Source organism: Mesonia profundi (genome assembly GCF_031085155.1).
GTDB lineage: Bacteria > Bacteroidota > Bacteroidia > Flavobacteriales > Flavobacteriaceae > Mesonia > Mesonia profundi.
Genome location: NZ_JAVHUL010000017.1, coordinates 50130 through 66202, shown reverse-complemented (window position 1 = coordinate 66202; position 16073 = coordinate 50130). Strand labels below are relative to the sequence as shown.

The 16073-nt window shown below is 36.2% G+C and carries 15 protein-coding genes; 5 read left to right on the top strand and 10 right to left on the bottom strand.

Translation table 11 applies throughout. The features are described from left to right. Positions 1-84 precede the first annotated feature (84 nt). The 6 genes from RBU60_RS08010 to RBU60_RS07985 all read right to left on the bottom strand — a co-directional run bounded on the left by RBU60_RS08010 (position 85) and on the right by RBU60_RS07985 (position 7629). Positions 85-2304 (bottom strand): NADP-dependent isocitrate dehydrogenase, encoded by a 2220-nt coding sequence (locus RBU60_RS08010; protein WP_308864278.1) that lies wholly within the window; start codon positions 2302-2304, stop codon positions 85-87. Between the two features lie 410 nt (positions 2305-2714). Next, positions 2715-3071, bottom strand: a complete 357-nt coding sequence (gene rplS / locus RBU60_RS08005) for a 50S ribosomal protein L19 (protein ID WP_308864277.1) — start codon at positions 3069-3071, stop codon at positions 2715-2717. Positions 3072-3185: 114 nt separating this feature from the next. Beyond that, positions 3186-3863, bottom strand: coding sequence for a tRNA (guanosine(37)-N1)-methyltransferase TrmD (gene trmD / locus RBU60_RS08000; RefSeq protein ID WP_308864276.1), 678 nt, complete (start codon positions 3861-3863; stop codon positions 3186-3188). A 13-nt stretch (positions 3864-3876) separates the two neighbouring features. Then, on the bottom strand, positions 3877-4476 hold the full coding sequence (locus RBU60_RS07995) for a hypothetical protein (protein ID WP_308864275.1): 600 nt from the start codon (positions 4474-4476) through the stop codon (positions 3877-3879). A gap of 162 nt (positions 4477-4638) precedes the next feature. Next, positions 4639-6084 (bottom strand): glyceraldehyde-3-phosphate dehydrogenase, encoded by a 1446-nt coding sequence (locus tag RBU60_RS07990; protein WP_308864272.1) that lies wholly within the window; start codon positions 6082-6084, stop codon positions 4639-4641. 129 nt (positions 6085-6213) lie between these two features. Further along, positions 6214-7629 (bottom strand): S1C family serine protease, encoded by a 1416-nt coding sequence (locus RBU60_RS07985; RefSeq protein WP_308864270.1) that lies wholly within the window; start codon positions 7627-7629, stop codon positions 6214-6216. A gap of 124 nt (positions 7630-7753) precedes the next feature. On the opposite strand from RBU60_RS07985, the gene dapF reads away from it, so the two are divergent. The 3 genes from dapF to mltG are packed head-to-tail and all read left to right on the top strand — an operon-like array spanning position 7754 to position 10093. Next, complete coding sequence (gene dapF, locus RBU60_RS07980; protein WP_308864269.1) at positions 7754-8533, top strand: diaminopimelate epimerase; 780 nt, start codon at positions 7754-7756, stop codon at positions 8531-8533. After that, the gene (locus tag RBU60_RS07975) at positions 8527-9060 is read left to right on the top strand and encodes a GNAT family N-acetyltransferase (protein WP_308864267.1); all 534 of its coding nucleotides are present in this window, start codon (positions 8527-8529) and stop codon (positions 9058-9060) included. Before dapF ends, RBU60_RS07975 begins: the two co-directional genes overlap by 7 nt. Further along, complete coding sequence (gene mltG, locus RBU60_RS07970; RefSeq protein ID WP_308864265.1) at positions 9050-10093, top strand: endolytic transglycosylase MltG; 1044 nt, start codon at positions 9050-9052, stop codon at positions 10091-10093. The genes RBU60_RS07975 and mltG overlap by 11 nt, the downstream gene beginning before the upstream one ends. Before the next feature lie 400 nt (positions 10094-10493). Here the strand turns inward: mltG and RBU60_RS07965 are convergent, their stop codons facing one another. From RBU60_RS07965 to RBU60_RS07955, 3 genes are read right to left on the bottom strand one after another with little or no spacing between them, the layout of a single operon-like run. Continuing rightward, positions 10494-10877, bottom strand: a complete 384-nt coding sequence (locus RBU60_RS07965) for a DUF3037 domain-containing protein (RefSeq protein WP_308864264.1) — start codon at positions 10875-10877, stop codon at positions 10494-10496. After that, complete coding sequence (locus RBU60_RS07960; protein ID WP_308864262.1) at positions 10855-11649, bottom strand: HipA family kinase; 795 nt, start codon at positions 11647-11649, stop codon at positions 10855-10857. Before RBU60_RS07960 ends, RBU60_RS07965 begins: the two co-directional genes overlap by 23 nt. A gap of 45 nt (positions 11650-11694) precedes the next feature. Then, positions 11695-13257 carry an ABC transporter substrate-binding protein gene (locus tag RBU60_RS07955; RefSeq protein WP_308864261.1) on the bottom strand — a complete coding sequence of 521 codons (1563 nt, stop codon included), beginning with the start codon at positions 13255-13257 and terminating at the stop codon, positions 11695-11697. Positions 13258-13516: 259 nt separating this feature from the next. On the opposite strand from RBU60_RS07955, the gene mtaB reads away from it, so the two are divergent. Beyond that, positions 13517-14851 (top strand): tRNA (N(6)-L-threonylcarbamoyladenosine(37)-C(2))-methylthiotransferase MtaB, encoded by a 1335-nt coding sequence (gene mtaB / locus RBU60_RS07950; RefSeq protein WP_308864280.1) that lies wholly within the window; start codon positions 13517-13519, stop codon positions 14849-14851. Here mtaB and RBU60_RS07945 read toward each other — a convergent pair. Continuing rightward, positions 14848-15147, bottom strand: coding sequence for a GNAT family protein (locus tag RBU60_RS07945; protein WP_308864259.1), 300 nt, complete (start codon positions 15145-15147; stop codon positions 14848-14850). The genes mtaB and RBU60_RS07945 overlap by 4 nt on opposite strands. Before the next feature lie 159 nt (positions 15148-15306). On the opposite strand from RBU60_RS07945, the gene RBU60_RS07940 reads away from it, so the two are divergent. Beyond that, positions 15307-16020, top strand: coding sequence for an alpha/beta hydrolase family protein (locus tag RBU60_RS07940; RefSeq protein ID WP_308864258.1), 714 nt, complete (start codon positions 15307-15309; stop codon positions 16018-16020). Positions 16021-16073 lie beyond the last annotated feature (53 nt).

Here is a 16073-nt window from a genome sequence, read left to right as displayed (position 1 = left end):
ATGAAGTCATTGTTCAGCTTTAAATATTAAATTTAATCCTTTATTAATCTGTATCGATTATTTAGGACTAGACAAGTAAATAGATTACTTATTGATAATCTTATTTAACGTCTCACTAGCTCTCATTTCATTATTCACAAGTTTTTCTTGTGGTAGGTAATATCCTTTTATATCTACAGGACTTCCTTGCGCATCGATTAATTCAGAAAGAATTTTTTCTTGGTTGTTTTCCATCGTTTTAGCAATTTGAGAAAATTCCGCTTTAAGATCGGCGTCTTTATCTTGGTTCGCTATAGCTTCTGCCCAATACATCGCTAAGAAGAAGTGACTTCCGCGGTTATCTAATTCGTTCACTTTTCTAGAAGGAGACTTATCATTGGCTAAAAATTTATCGGTAGCATCATCTAACGCTTCCGCTAAGATTAGCGCTTTTTTATTGTCATACTTTTTTCCTAAATGTTCTAAAGAAGCCGCTAGGGCTAAAAACTCTCCAAGAGAATCCCATCTTAAGTGACCTTCTTCTAAGAATTGTTGTACGTGTTTTGGAGCAGAACCTCCTGCACCAGTTTCAAAAAGTCCGCCGCCATTCATTAAGGGAACGATAGATAACATTTTTGCACTGGTACCTAATTCTAAAATTGGGAATAAATCTGTTAAGTAATCTCTCAACACATTACCCGTTACCGAAATGGTATCTTTTCCCTCCTTCACACGTTTCAAAGTGTAGGTAGTAGCTTCTTCCACAGACATGATTTGAATGTCTAAACCTTCAGTATCATGATCTTTAAGATACATAGTTACCTTTTTGATCAACTCTGCATCGTGAGCTCTATCTTTATCTAACCAAAAGATGGTTGGCCACTGCGTATCTTTTGCTCTATTTACAGCAAGTTTTACCCAATCTTGGATAGGGGCATCTTTTACCTGACACATTCTCCAAATATCACCTTGCTCTACTTCATGCTCTAAAAGAGTTTCGCCGTCTTTAACGACTCTAACCACTCCATTAGTTTTAATTTCGAAGGTTTTATCGTGAGAACCATATTCTTCTGCTTTTTGAGCCATTAGTCCAACGTTAGGAACTGTTCCCATGGTAGTAGGATCGAAAGCTCCGTTCTTTATACAAAAGTCAATCGTTGCTTGGTAAAGAGGTGCGTAGCTAGAGTCTGGGATTACGGCTTTGGTATCTTGTGTTTTGCCATCTGCATTCCACATTTGTCCAGAAGTTCTAATCATCGCAGGCATAGAAGCATCAATAATCACATCACTAGGAACGTGTAGGTTGGTGATTCCTTTATCAGAATCTACCATAGCTAAGGATGGACGTTTATTGTATTCGGCTTCAATAGCAGCATTAACTTCTTTTTGCTGATTTTCAGGCAAACTGTTAATGGCTAATAAAACATCTCCAAAACCACTGGTAGTGTCTGCTCCAGCTTCTTCTAATTCTTTTCCGAATTTATCGAAAACATCTTTGAAAAATACTTGTACTGCATGGCTAAAAATAATGGGGTCTGAAACCTTCATCATCGTAGCTTTCATATGGAGGGAGAATAAAACGCCTTGTTTTTTAGCATCTTCAACCTGCGCAGTCAAGAATTCTAATAAAGCTTTCTTGCTCATTAAAGAAGCATCGATAATTTCTCCTTCTAGAAGCTCTGTTTTAGCTTTTAAAACACTTACATCTCCGTTTTTATCGGTATGCTCGATACTTACATTACCTGCCTTCTTAATCGTTAACGACTTCTCTGTATGGTAAAAATCACCATGAGTCATCGTGGAAACGTGCGTTTTTGAATCTTTGCTCCAAGCTCCCATTCTATGCGGATTCTTTTTAGCGTAATTCTTTACCGCTTTAGGAGCACGACGATCTGAGTTCCCTTCACGTAGAACAGGATTCACCGCACTTCCTTTAATTTTATTGTATTTGGCTTTCACATCCTCCTCGTGAGCGTTTTTAGGCTCATCGGGATAGTTAGGAAGTTTGTAACCTTTGTCTTGTAATTCTTTTATAGCAGCTTTTAACTGTGGTACAGAAGCACTAATATTAGGGAGTTTAATGATGTTAGCTTCAGGTTTCTTTGCTAACTCTCCTAATTCTTGTAATGCATTAGGTACACGTTGGTCGCTGGTTAAGACCTCTGGAAATACCGCTAATATTCTACCTGCCAAAGAAATGTCTTTGGTTTCTATATCGATGCCAGAAGATTTAGTGAACGATTCAATAATAGGTAATAAAGAATGGGTCGCTAAAAAAGGCGCTTCATCGGTTTTGGTATAAATAATCTTAGATTGGTTTGCCATGGTTCTTTGTTTATTTTAGAAATTAATGTTGAAATGAATAAAAGGGAGAAATCCTACTATCCAATTTTCACAAATATAAGGAATTCGCTTACGTGTTGAAAGTGTTAAACTATTAGAATATTGTTAATTATTAGTCTCCGGTTAAAACTTTAAAGATGGTAAATATCTTAGTGAGGGAAGTGAAAGACAAAGTACTTAAATAATTATACGTTACTTTTTAAGTTAGGCTAATAATTCTGAAATTAAGTATTATTTAAAAATTAAATTATAGTTTACTAGGTGATTGAAATTGAGTCTAGCTTCTATCATCTAAAAGCGGAGCAATCTAACATCTAAGTCGGGCACGACTAATTGTTAATAAAAAAAAGTCTCCCTTAGAGGAAGACTTTCTTTTATTTGAGAATTAGAACTTATTGCTTTAAGCGACGTTCTTTAATTCTTGCTTTTTTACCAGTAAGTTCTCTAAAGTAGTAAATTCTAGCTCTACGAACTTTACCTCTTTTATTAACTTCTACTTTTTGAAGAGCAGGTAAGTTAACTGGGAAAATACGTTCTACACCAACAGTACCACTTATCTTACGAATAGTGAATGTTTGTGAAGTTCCAGATCCTTTCTTTTGGATAACTACTCCTCTAAAAAACTGCGTACGTGTTTTTTGTCCCTCTGCAATTTCGTAGTATACTGTGATAGTATCTCCTGCATCAAATTTTGGGAATTCTTTTTTAGTAACGAATTCGTCTTGTACAAATTGGATTAACGATTCCATAATTTCTTATTATATTTAAGTAAAACTAAAACAACGTTCGCGATTATCGCCAGAGGTTGATTTAGAAGCGAATGCAAAAATAATATTTATTTTCATACCAACAAGCTTATCGATTTAATCTTTTAATAAATCGGGTCTTTTTTCCTGTGTTCTTTGGTAGGCTTGCTCTTCTCTCCAAGCTTCAATTTTTCCAAAATTGCCACTGGTGAGCACTTCTGGCACTTTCCAGCCTTTATATTCTGCAGGTCGGGTGTAAATAGGGGGTGCCAATAAATCATCCTGAAAAGAATCGGTTAACGCAGAGGTTTCATTGCCTAGAACTCCTGGAATCAATCTAATAATTGCATCACATACAATAGCAGCTCCCAGCTCTCCGCCAGAAAGCACATAATCTCCCACCGAAATTTCTTTGGTGATAAAATGATCGCGAACCCGTTGATCTACTCCTTTATAATGTCCGCAAAGGAGAATGATATTTCCTTTTAGCGAAAGCTGATTGGCCATCCGCTGGTTTAGCTTTTCCCCATCTGGAGTCATATAAATCACCTCGTCATAATCACGTTGCGACTGCAGGTCTGAAATGCATTTGTCTATAGGTTCTACCATCATCACCATTCCTGCGCCTCCGCCAAATTGATAATCATCAATTTGCTTATAATTATCGGTTACATAATCTCTTAAATTATGCAAGTGTACTTCTACGAGTCCTTTTTCTATAGCTCTTTTTAAAATAGAAGCTTCAAAAGGACTTTTAAGAATGTCGGGGACAACCGTGATGATATCTATTCGCATGGCTAAAGTCTATTTAACTTTTATTCGCTTGTTTGTTTTTCTCGTCTTGAAGCATTCTACCTAGTTTCTGTTGCTTTTCTAGCGACATTTTACGAAACTCTTCAAAATCAGCTTCATTTTCTGCTAAGTTTTTTCTTGCCTCTTTTGTCAACACATTGCTGTTTTTGAATTTGTAGATAAAGAAGAGAAGAATAAGTACAAGCGTTAAAATAATCACCCACATGGTAGTTTGGTAGCTGCCTTTATTGGTAGCAACTCCTAAAAATTGGATGTCATCTTTTTCTTGAGTAATGCTAGCCAAATCTTCATTAGTTCCGTCTAATTTCTGCTGAAGCTTAGCAATCTCTTTTCGTTGGTTTTGAATCGTATCGCTAGAAGCCTTGATGGTTTTATTTAAACTTTCAAGTTCTTGTACGGTATTTTTTTGAAGCTGAGTAAGTTTAAATTGCTTCACAACTTTATATTCTTGATAGTTGTTAGCATCATCAATCATTTCCGTAAACTGCGCGTTTATGGAGTTATCTTTTTCTTTTTCTTGTGAAACTTCCTCTTGAGCGAAAACACTTCCGCTAAGAAGTAGTACAAGAAAGAAGCTAAAAAACGATTTTTTCATTTCAGGTATTTTATAGTTTGTAAGCACAACGTCTTAAAATTATTACTTATTGTATAGAAGTTGGGTTGAATTTTAAAGCGGCAAAGATACTAATTTATGCTTTCTTGTAGTTAATAAAAAAACCTACTGCGGAAACAGTAGGTTCTAGTACGTTATAAAACTCTAGTAGTAAGTGAATCTTCTTACTTTGGCAATGTATTTTGCTAATCTAATAACTTGGTGGCTGTATCCATATTCGTTATCGTACCAAATATATAGAATGATATTTTTACCATCTTCAGTAACAATCGTAGCATTACTGTCATAAATAGACGGAGCCGAACAACCTACAATATCTGAAGAAACCAATTCGTTATCTACAGAGTATTTAATTTGCTCTACTAAATCTCCTTCTAACGCATATTTTTTTAAAATGTCGTTTAACTTGTCTAAAGTAACTGCTTTTTTAATGTTTAGGTTTAAGATAGCTAAAGAGCCATTAGGAACCGGAACACGAATAGCATTTGATGTTAACTTACCTTCTAATACAGGGAGTGCTTTTGCAACTGCTTTTCCTGCACCAGTTTCCGTAATCACCATATTTAATGCGGCTGCACGACCTCTTCTGTATTTACTGTGCATATTGTCTACCAAATTTTGATCGTTGGTATACGCGTGAATGGTTTCTAAATGTCCGTGATCTACTCCTAAAGAATCTTCAATGGCTTTTAAAACCGGAGTAATCGCATTGGTAGTACAAGAAGCGGCAGAGAAGATAGAAACCTCATCTGGATTGTGTTCTTTCTGATTAACTCCGTGTACAATATTAGGAACTCCTTTTCCTGGAGCCGTTAATAACACTTTGCTAGCCCCTTTTGTTAAGTGTCTTTCTAAAGCTTCTTTATCTCTAAAAGCACCTGTATTATCTATAATTAAAGCATCATTGATGCCGTACTCTGTATAATCAATGTCTTCTGGTTGGTTGGCAGAAATAATATGAACCGTAGTCCCATTAATGATCAACGCACTTTTTTCTACGGAATAAGACACAGTTCCTAAAAAATCTCCGTGTACAGAATCACTTCTTAAAAGCGAGGCTCTTTTTTCTAAAACAGTTTTGTCTACACTGCCTCTAACAACGATAGCTCTTAAACGAAGCTGACTTCCTTTCCCCATTTTAGACATGAGTTCACGAGCCAATAATCTACCAATTCTACCAAAACCGTATAAAACCACATCTTTTGGCTCAATATCTTCGTAATTTTTAGCCTCTCCTAATTTTCCATTTACAAAAGCAGTTGCATTATTGTATTTGTCTGCTTCTTTTTGGTACTCATAGGTTAACTTTCCAATATCCAATTTTGCGGGTGGAAGATCGATTGTTTTGATGGCCTGAGCAATTTCAACCGAGTCGAATATAGAAACTGGTTTTTCTACAAACTCTCCTGCATATTCGTGCAGGTTAAGTATCTCGCTAACGCTTTTATCAATCAATTGGTTTTTAAAAAGAACAAGCTCTATCGCTTTATCATACCATAAATCATTGACGGTTTTAATAAATTCTACCGTGGCTTTCCTTCTATCTGCTTGAAAAGCAAGTTCCTTTTCGTATTTTTCGTTTTGACTCATTTTATGTTGTGTTAAGATTTAAGGTCGTGCAAAAATAATTATTTAAACCATATTCATAGACTAAAAACTAAAAATCCTCTCACGTATTTGTGGAAGAGGATTTTTTAAAGATTTTAATTCCATATATTCTTACCTAAAGATGTAGCTTTCTTCTTGACCTTGCTTGTTTCTAAACGTAAGTTTAGTCACTTGATTTGGTGCCTTATCTTTAAGAACTTCTTTAACGTCTTCTACATTACTTACTCGTTGATCGTTAACTTGAGTGATGATAAACTCGTTCACAGGAATATCCATTTGATCAGATAAAGGTCTGTAAATTTTTACTCCGCTAGTCGAATTGAATTGACTTAAGAAAGATTCTCCTGCATTGGTGATTTCTATTCCTGCTGCCTCAATGACAAAAGTTTCAAACTTCGTCAGTTTTACTTTAGTGATTTTTTCACTTCCGTTACGTAAATAATTGATTTGTACTTCGTCGTTAGGACGTTTGGTTTGAATGTAAGAAGTTAGGTCTTCTAATTTTCTAATTCTTATTCCGTCTATGTTTGTAATAAGATCACCTTCTTTAAGTCCTGCTTTTTTTGCGCCGTCTTCGGTAGAACTAATGTAAACGCCCTGAGAAATGGAAAGCTTGTGTTTTTTAGCAGCTTCAGGGTTTAAGGTTCCTCCAGTAATTCCTAAAATAGCTTGTTGCACGTCTCCATACTCTAAAATATCTTCAATAATTTTTCTTGCATTATTGCTAGGAACGGCAAAACCATAGCCAATATAACTTCCGGTTTGTGATGTGATTGCCGTATTAATTCCAATGAGTTCTCCGTTAATATTTACCAAAGCACCACCACTATTTCCGGGATTGATGGCAGCATCGGTTTGTATAAAAGATTGCATACGTTGATCTCCGCGACTCAGATCACGACCTTTGGCGCTCACAATCCCTGCAGTAACGGTTGAGGTAAGGTTAAAAGGATTTCCTACAGCCAAGACCCATTCTCCTAATTTTATTTGATCACTGTCTCCAAAAGGAAGGTAATCCAATTGGTCTGCATTAATTTTTATCAAGGCAATATCAGCACGTTCATCGGTACCAATAACCTCTGCTTTATAGGTAAGATTATTGTTTAGGGTGACTTCAAGTTCTGAAGCTCCTTTAATCACGTGGTTATTGGTGACGATGTAGCCGTCTTCGGTAATAATTACTCCAGATCCCGCCCCTTGAATGGCACGTTGAGTTTGGTTACTTCTTCTTCCGGTTCGCATGTATTCCATATATTCAGCAATGCTTCCGGGAGTTCTTCCTATGGCTACATTTTTTACGTGTACTACGGCATGTACCGTTTTATCGGCAGCTTCCGTAAAGTCGGCATCTTTACTGTTAAAGTTTTTGCTGTAATTAGAGTGGGAAACATAGTTGAGGGCTGGGTTTTGTTCTTGTGAAGAGGTCGTGATTGGCACGTGGTCTTCTTCCAAGAATATTTTGTAAGCGCCTAAAGTAATCGCTCCGCCTAAAACAGATACCATTACTAGAGTCAAAATCTTTTTCATAATTGTTTCACTTTTAAGACTTAAAATTAAATAAACCAATTTCTATTCCTTCTTAGGTTAACGTCACTTTAACGTCTGCTTCTTTTTAAGGAAATTGTATCTTTGCTTTTTATAAAACGAAATCATGACGCTAAAATTTTATAAATATCAAGGAACCGGAAATGATTTTATCATGATTGATAATCGTAAAAAGAGTTTCAAAAATGATACCAAACGCATTGCATTCTTGTGTGATCGAAAATTTGGCATTGGAGCAGACGGACTCATACTTTTAGAAGCCTCTGAAGATCGGGAAGATGATTTTAAAATGGTATATTTTAATTCCGACGGAAATGAAAGTAGCATGTGTGGAAACGGCGGAAGATGCCTCGTGAAATTTGCCCAGTTTTTAGGAGTTATTAACGGTAAAGCGACCTTTACAGCGATAGATGGGAAGCATTATGCCACGATAGATGAGCACTTGGTAAGCCTGCAAATGCAAGATGTTTTACACGTAGAAAAAATAAATGATGCTTATTTCTTAGATACGGGCTCTCCTCATCATGTGAGTTTTATGGAAAATGTAGATCAGTTGAATATTAAGGAAACCGGAGCAAGAATCCGTTATAGCGAAACCTATAAGAAAGATGGTGTGAACGTAAATTTCGTAGCGCCTCAAGAAGATTACTTGCAGGTAAGAACTTACGAGAGAGGAGTGGAAGATGAAACTTTATCTTGTGGGACAGGCGTGACTGCCGTAGCAATAGCGGCACATAAGGAAAAACTGATTCAAAATGATAAAGTAGCAATTGTCGCTCAAGGCGGGAGTCTTTCCGTTAGCTTTGATGAAGAAAACGGAAGTTATAAAAATGTTTGGCTTACCGGGCCGGCTCAATTTGTTTTTGAAGGGACTATTCTATGTTAACATTAAAAGGAGAATTGGTTTGTTTGAGAGCTTTAGAGCCAGAAGATTTACTTTTTTTAGAAGAGGTAGAGAATAACGAAAGTTTATGGGAATTAAGTGCAACGCAAGTTCCATTTTCTAGATTTATACTGAGAAAGTATTTAGAAAACAGCCATGTAGATATTTATGAAGCCAAGCAATTGCGCTTAGCCATTGTCTCGCAAGAAACTCAAAAACCTTTGGGATTTATTGATCTATTCGATTTTGACCCCGCACATCGCAGGGCAGGAGTAGGGATTGTAATTGCGTCTTCTAAAATGCGACAAAAAGGTTTTGCCTTAGAAAGTTTAAAATTGCTAACCAACTATGCGATTACCCATTTAAAATTACATCAACTTTACGCCAATATTCCAGAGGATAATTTGCCAAGTAGAAAGCTTTTTGAAAAAGCTGATTTTGTGCAAGTAGGAACAAAAATAGACTGGATACTTGTAGACGGCACCTATAAAAATGAAATCTTATACCAATTAATTAAGCATGTATATTAAAAAAATATTAGTCATAATCGCTGTTCTTGGAGTGGTGGCGATAGGAATTTTTAGTTATTTTATCTATAACACCATTTTCTCTCCCAACACTCAGTTTACTACAGAGCAAGCTTCGGTGTATGTGTCTAGTGAAGATACTTACCAAGAAGTATTAGAACAATTAAAACCTTTGGTAAAAGATTTAAGTGACTTTGATCAAGTAGCAAGACGAAAAGGATATAATGTTCATTTAAAAGCGGGAAGATTTATTCTGAAAAAAGGGATGAATAATAACGAAATTATCAACACGCTTAGAAGTAAAAACGAACCCGTTTCGGTGATTTTTAATAACCAGGAGCGATTGGAGAACTTGGCAGGAAGAGTGGCGCAACAAATAGAACCCGACAGTCTAAGCTTGCTCACGATGATGCAAGATCCTGTTTTTCTAAAAGAAAACGATTTCTCTCCAGAGACCGCACTTTCTATGTACATTCCCAATCAATATGAATTGTATTGGAACACTTCCGCGGAAGCGTTTAGAGCAAGAATGCTTAAAGAATATCATCGCTTTTGGAATACCTCCCGTTTGGAGCAAGCCAAAAAAATAAACTTGAGTCCTAAGGAAGTAAGCGTAGTCGCTTCTATTGTACAAAAGGAAACCGCCAAGGTAGATGAGAGAAAAAGAGTGGCAGGAGTTTATATGAACCGACATAAAAATGGTTGGAAATTAGACGCAGATCCAACGGTAATTTATGCTATTAAGAAAGCAAACAATGATTTTGACACCGTTATTAAACGCGTTCTGTATAAAGATCTAGAGATAGAATCGCCTTATAATACCTATAGAAACAAAGAATTGCCACCGGGACCTATTGCAATGCCAGATATTTCATCAATAGATGCAGTGCTGCAAAACGAAGATCACGATTACTTTTATTTTGTAGCCAACCCCGAAAATCCTGGTTATCATAAGTTCGCCAAAACCTTGAGACAACACAATAATAATCGCCAAGCTTATGTACGCTGGATCAACAAAATGGGGATTAATAGATAGTTTTTTTACTTGGGCGTTTCCCTAGCGGGTCGGTCCTGTCTGCCGACAAAGGCAGGCTTTACGTTGCAATCTTTTTCTCGAAAAGAGAAAAAGGATTCTTGTCTACCGACAGACAAGTCCTCTGTAATTCCTAACGCAAAAAATATTGTGATTATTCTAAAAACCTAATGTGCTGTTAAGATAATAAATTACTCTGCGACTAATTGAAATTAGAAATCATTCGCCTAGTTTTTATCACTATAATTTTTTAAAAAAAAAGGAGGCCTAAAGACACAATTTAGTTGCGATATCATTGATCTAATTTTGTATTAAAAGCTAGATTAAAATATTTATCATAATCAACATTTTATAAATTAAATCTTACGTTTTGTCTCTTATATCTTAGTCGAACATTACAATATTACAACACCAATTCGTTGAAAAGACAAGCTACCGTTTCGGGAAGAGAATCGCTAAATCCAGGGTGGGTTTTAGAGGTTTGTATCACAGAGCTTCGAGTCGCGGTAAGCCATCTAAAGCGCGAAGCCATATCCATTTCGGCAATACGACCAGCCTCTTTTTGACCTAAGCTTATCGCTTTAAAAGCTTCTAAGTTTTTTTCGATTTGCTCTAGATCTAAATCGGGACAAAATGCGTTTAGTTTTTGAGGATCTACGTGATAACGCATATCAATAAACTTGCTTTGTTTAGCATATATAATCACCCCAACATTAAAGAACTCCTCGCGTTCTATTTTGGGTACAATCCTAACAATGGTATATTCATATAAGTGCTTCCCTTGCATGCTGTGCTTCTTTTAAAAATAAATGAGAATGATTTAAGCGTGTCGTTAAAAACTTATAGTAAACGTTTCTAATTTCTTCTGGAGTTTCTGGAGTGCCTTCCCAAGTTAACCACTCTGTAGGGATGAGGTTGACAATCTCCTGCAATACTTCTGGACTCAGTAGTTGCTTTAATTTATGATCTGCTTCGGCTAACAGACTGGCTTGAGGCAGTAAAACGTGATCTTTAATAAAAGGAAAAGCGGTTTTTGCACTCTTTTCCCAATGGATCCAAGAATGATGAAAGTATAAAGCAGCACCGTGATCAATTAACCAAACTTCCTTGTTCCAAATAAGCATATTGGTGTTTCTAAACGTACGGTCTATATTGGTGATAAATGCATCTAACCATACAATCTCTGATGCCAATTGCGCATCAACAGTAGTAACTACAGGGTCAAAATTGATGGCGCCCGTTAAAAAGTGTAAGCCTAAATTTAAACCCTGACTTCCCTTTAGCAAATCCTGAATTTCCTCATCGGCCTCAGTTCTTCCAAAAGCTTCATCCAAATGAGCGTAGACTAATTCTGGAACTTTAAATCCTAATACGCGTGCAATTTCACCTCCAATCAATTCAGCAATCAAAGCTTTTACGCCGTGACCAGCGCCTTTAAATTTAATCACATATTTAAATCCGTCATCGGCATCGGCTACCGCGGGAAGCGATCCTCCTTCCCGTAAAGGGGTGATGTAGCGCGTAACATTTACGTTTCTCAATTCTATACGACGACTCATTTCATGTAATTTTTTTGTAAAGATACGTAGAGAACTTTAGGATTCTCATTCCTTCAATTTTTTTACCCGTTTTAAATCCAATAAATTGATAGGGTTAATCCCTAATCCTTCCACCTCGTTTTGCGTAAACCGAATCACTTCATCATAATATAAAGGAACCACTGCCGCTTGAGTCATAATGATAGAATCCATTTGCTGGTAAAGCGGAATTCTTTGCTTTAAATCTCCCAATTCTAAAGATTGGCGGTAGATTTCATCGTAAGTTTCAGAAGAAAAGTGAGTGTAATTAGGGCCTTGCGGAGAAAAATTATCACTATAAAATAAAGAGAGGTAGTTTTCCGCATCGGGATAATCGGCGATCCAACTGGCGCGAAAAGCTGCTAATTTCCCAGCAGAGCGTTGTTGACGTAAAGTAGAGGGCGGCATCACATCGATTTCTACCTGTAAACCTACTTTTTGCAACTCTCGCTGAATGTATTCGCACAAGTCTAAATACGAGGCGTTGGTGCTGATGCTTATTGTAGGATTTTGTTCTCTCGTTTCTTTTTTAAAGTCTTCGATTAGTTTTTTCGCTTTCCGCGGATTGTATTCGTAATACGTAGCATCTGAAAACCCCGGTAAACCTTTGGGAATAAAGCCAGAAGTAGCTGGAGTGCCAATTCCGTTTCTTAAATAGGTGATCATCGTATGTCTATCAAAACCGTAATTAATCGCTTGACGTAGCTTCTGAGAATTCAATTCCGGAGAGGGATAGTCAAGGTAGAGACCTAAATATTCCGTGTTTAAATATGGCGCGCGTAGCATTTGAATGCGCTGTTGATAATTGGGTTGTAATTCTCCTTTAGCATTTAATAACTCATCTTTATAGGAAGGATCTAATCCGCTAAGAAAATCTATTTTTCCTTGGGCAAATTGAAGAAACTCACTCTGCTTATCTGGTAAAAAAGTAATGGCGACGGCTTCGAGATAAGGAAGTTGATTGCCATTTTTATCTTTTTCAAAATAAAGCTTATTTTTTCTAAAGACTAACTTCTCATTCGCTTCCCAGCGTTTAAAATGAAAAGGTCCGGTGCCAATAGGATTTTTTCTAAAATCGAGTTGCTCCATTTCTGTAGGAATAATACTGGCGTATTTCATAGAAAGTAAACCTAGAAAAGCGGGAAATGCCTGTTTTAAGTCGATGACAAGCGTGGAGTCATTTTTGGCAGAAATGTTTTTTACTTGCTGCATAACCCAACTTCCGGGAGAAGCAATCTTAGGATCGGTTAAGCGATTGAGACTGTATACCGCATCTTTAGCAGTTACTTTTCTTGTTTTTTGAGTTCCGAAAATTTGGTGTTCATGAAAATAAACATCTTTTCTTAACTGAAAAGTGTAGGTTTTAGCGTCGTTAGAAACTTCCCATGATTTGGCGATATCTGGTTGCGTATTGAGTTCATCATCCAACTGAATTAAACCATTGTAGAGTTGGTTACAAGGCCAAATATTACGCTGATCTTTTGCAAAAGCAGGATCTAGAGAAGTAATGTTAGCGTGCTCATTGTATCTAAAAACCAAATGGTCTTTTTTGGCAGTTGAGGTATTTTCACAAGAGGTGAAAAGCATCATTGGAAGTAATAAGGCTAAATAGCTGGTTTTTATGAAGCAAGCAATTTTATTCAATTTGAGTATAAAAATTTAAGGTCGTATATTTGCACGCATTTTTAAAGTAATTCAAAGTTTGGTATGTAAACCAAAGATGGAGACTCCTTTATTAAATGTTTCTAAGGAAGATTGAACTCGTTCCGCTTGACGGAAAAATTTCCTTTACATTTTAGGATTTTACTTTAAAAGCAATATTACTAAAAGAATACGAAAGAGCTTTATGATGCACGAAAATAAAAAAGTCGCTTTTTACACCTTAGGTTGTAAATTAAATTTTTCTGAAACTTCTACCATTTCCAGAACCTTTAAAAATGAAGGTTTTTCTAAGGTAGAATTTACAGAGAAGGCAGATATTTATGTGATCAATACGTGTAGCGTTACCGAGAATGCCGATAAGCGTTTTAAAACCATCGTAAAGCAAGCTCAAAAGGTAAATGCTGATGCCTTTGTAGTGGCTATTGGGTGTTATGCGCAATTAAAACCAGAAGAGTTAGCAGATGTAGACGGCGTAGATTTAGTACTCGGCGCTACCGAAAAGTTTAAAATCACCGATTACCTAAACGATCTTACCAAAAATGACATGGGAGAAGTGCATTCCTGTGAAATTGAAGAAGCCGATTTTTATGTGGGTTCTTACAGTATTGGAGATCGTACGCGTGCCTTTTTAAAAGTGCAAGACGGCTGTGATTATAAATGTACCTATTGTACGATTCCGTTGGCAAGAGGGATTTCTAGAAGCGACACTTTAGAGAATGTGCTTCAAAATGCTAAAGATATCTCTGAGCAAAACATTAAAGAAATTGTGTTAACCGGAGTAAATATTGGGGATTATGGAAAAGGAGAGTTTGGCAACAAACACCACGAGCATACATTTTTAGATCTGGTAAAAGCTCTAGATGAGGTTGAGGGGATAGAAAGATTGCGTATTTCTTCTATCGAGCCCAATTTATTAAAGAACGAAACCATAGATTTTGTAGCCCAAAGCCATACGTTTGTGCCGCATTTTCACATTCCGTTGCAAAGCGGAAGCGATGAGCTGCTTAAAAAGATGAAACGTCGTTATATGAGTGGTTTGTACGTAGATCGCGTAACGCAAATTAAACGCGTGATGCCTAATGCGTGTATTGGTGTAGATGTGATTGTAGGCTTTCCGGGAGAAACCGATGCGCTTTTTTTAGAGACCTATAATTTCTTAAACGAGCTTGATATTTCTTACCTACATGTATTTACTTATTCAGAAAGGGATAATACTCCTGCCGCCGAAATGGAAAATGCAGTTCCGCTGAAGGTAAGAAAGAAAAGAAGCAAAATGTTGCGTGGTCTTTCTGCCAAAAAGCGTCGGGCTTTTTATGAAAGTCAGTTAGGGAATACTTTAGAAGTGCTTTTTGAAGGTGAAAATAAAGAAGGCTACATTCACGGCTTTACGGAAAATTACGTAAAAGTAAAAATGCCTTGGGATCCTTCTTATGTGAATACGCTGCATCAAGTTTGCTTATCTAAAATTGATGAAGATGGATTGGTGCGTTTTGAATTTGCTTCAGAAAAAGTGATTGCTTAAATATTCATTCCAATAGGAAGCAAATCGGTGTATTTAGATTTGTTGGCTCTAAAAAAATTAACGACTTCTTTGCTGGTAGGAACAACTCTTATGCGACCTCTTTCCTCAATGTGATCGAAAATTCCCGTTAAAAATTTTTCTAAAGTACCATCTGCTCTTTTTTCATCGGAAATAAGTATTTTAGATAAAAAGATTTTTCTTTCTTGTTTAGAATATTCAAGGGTGATTAACTCTTCATTCACAAGGGTTTCAAACTGTCTTAAAAATTCATTGTCTTTAACTTCGATGGTTTCCATAAGGAGTGAATTTGAGATCTATACTAAAATGGGGCGGAGTAAAAATAAAATTGCTTTAGTTTTAACCTTTTATATATGGTAAAACCAATTTTATCAAATATTTTTACCTGTAAATTTACTCTATTATTTTATTAGTTTAGTGTAAACCCGTGTTAAAAAATGATCCAAGATAAGTTGATTCACGTTTATTTTATGCCAGGTATGGCGGCGAATCCAAGTATATTTGAGCATATAAAATTGCCCGAAGATCAGTTTAAGATGCATTGGTTAGAATGGAAGATTCCCATTCTGAAGGAAAGTTTAAAAGAGTATACGACCAGAATGTTAGCAGACGTTCATCATGAAAATCCTGTTTTGATTGGAGTTTCGTTTGGCGGGGTTATTGTTCAAGAGATGAGTAAGCAAATCCGCGTTAAGCGATTAATTTTAATTTCTACGGTAAAGAATAAGTTTGAATTACCAAAAAGAATGCGTTTTGCCAGAAAAACAGCACTTTATAAGATTTTTCCTACCAGTTTAGTAGACAAGATAGAAGGTTTGGAAAAGTTGCCAGTAGGAAATTATTTAACGAAAAGAGCACAATTGTACCAGCAATATTTATCGGTAAGTGACCAAAGTTATATCGATTGGGCTTTAGAGCAAATGTTGTTTTGGGATCAAGAAGAAACCTTGCCGAATGTGATTCATATTCATGGAGATAAGGATATTATTTTTCCGCATAAGAATATAAAAGATTGCATCACCATTAAAAATGGAACGCATATTATGGTGATTGACAGGTTTAGGTGGTTTAATGAACATTTACCCGAACTTATTTTAAACGGTAAATTGAAGAATAAAAATATAGATAAAGAGTCGGTAAAACCAGAATAAAACTAGATTAGAAAAAATAATTAGGGAGGAAAACTTCAACTAAAAGTCGGGAA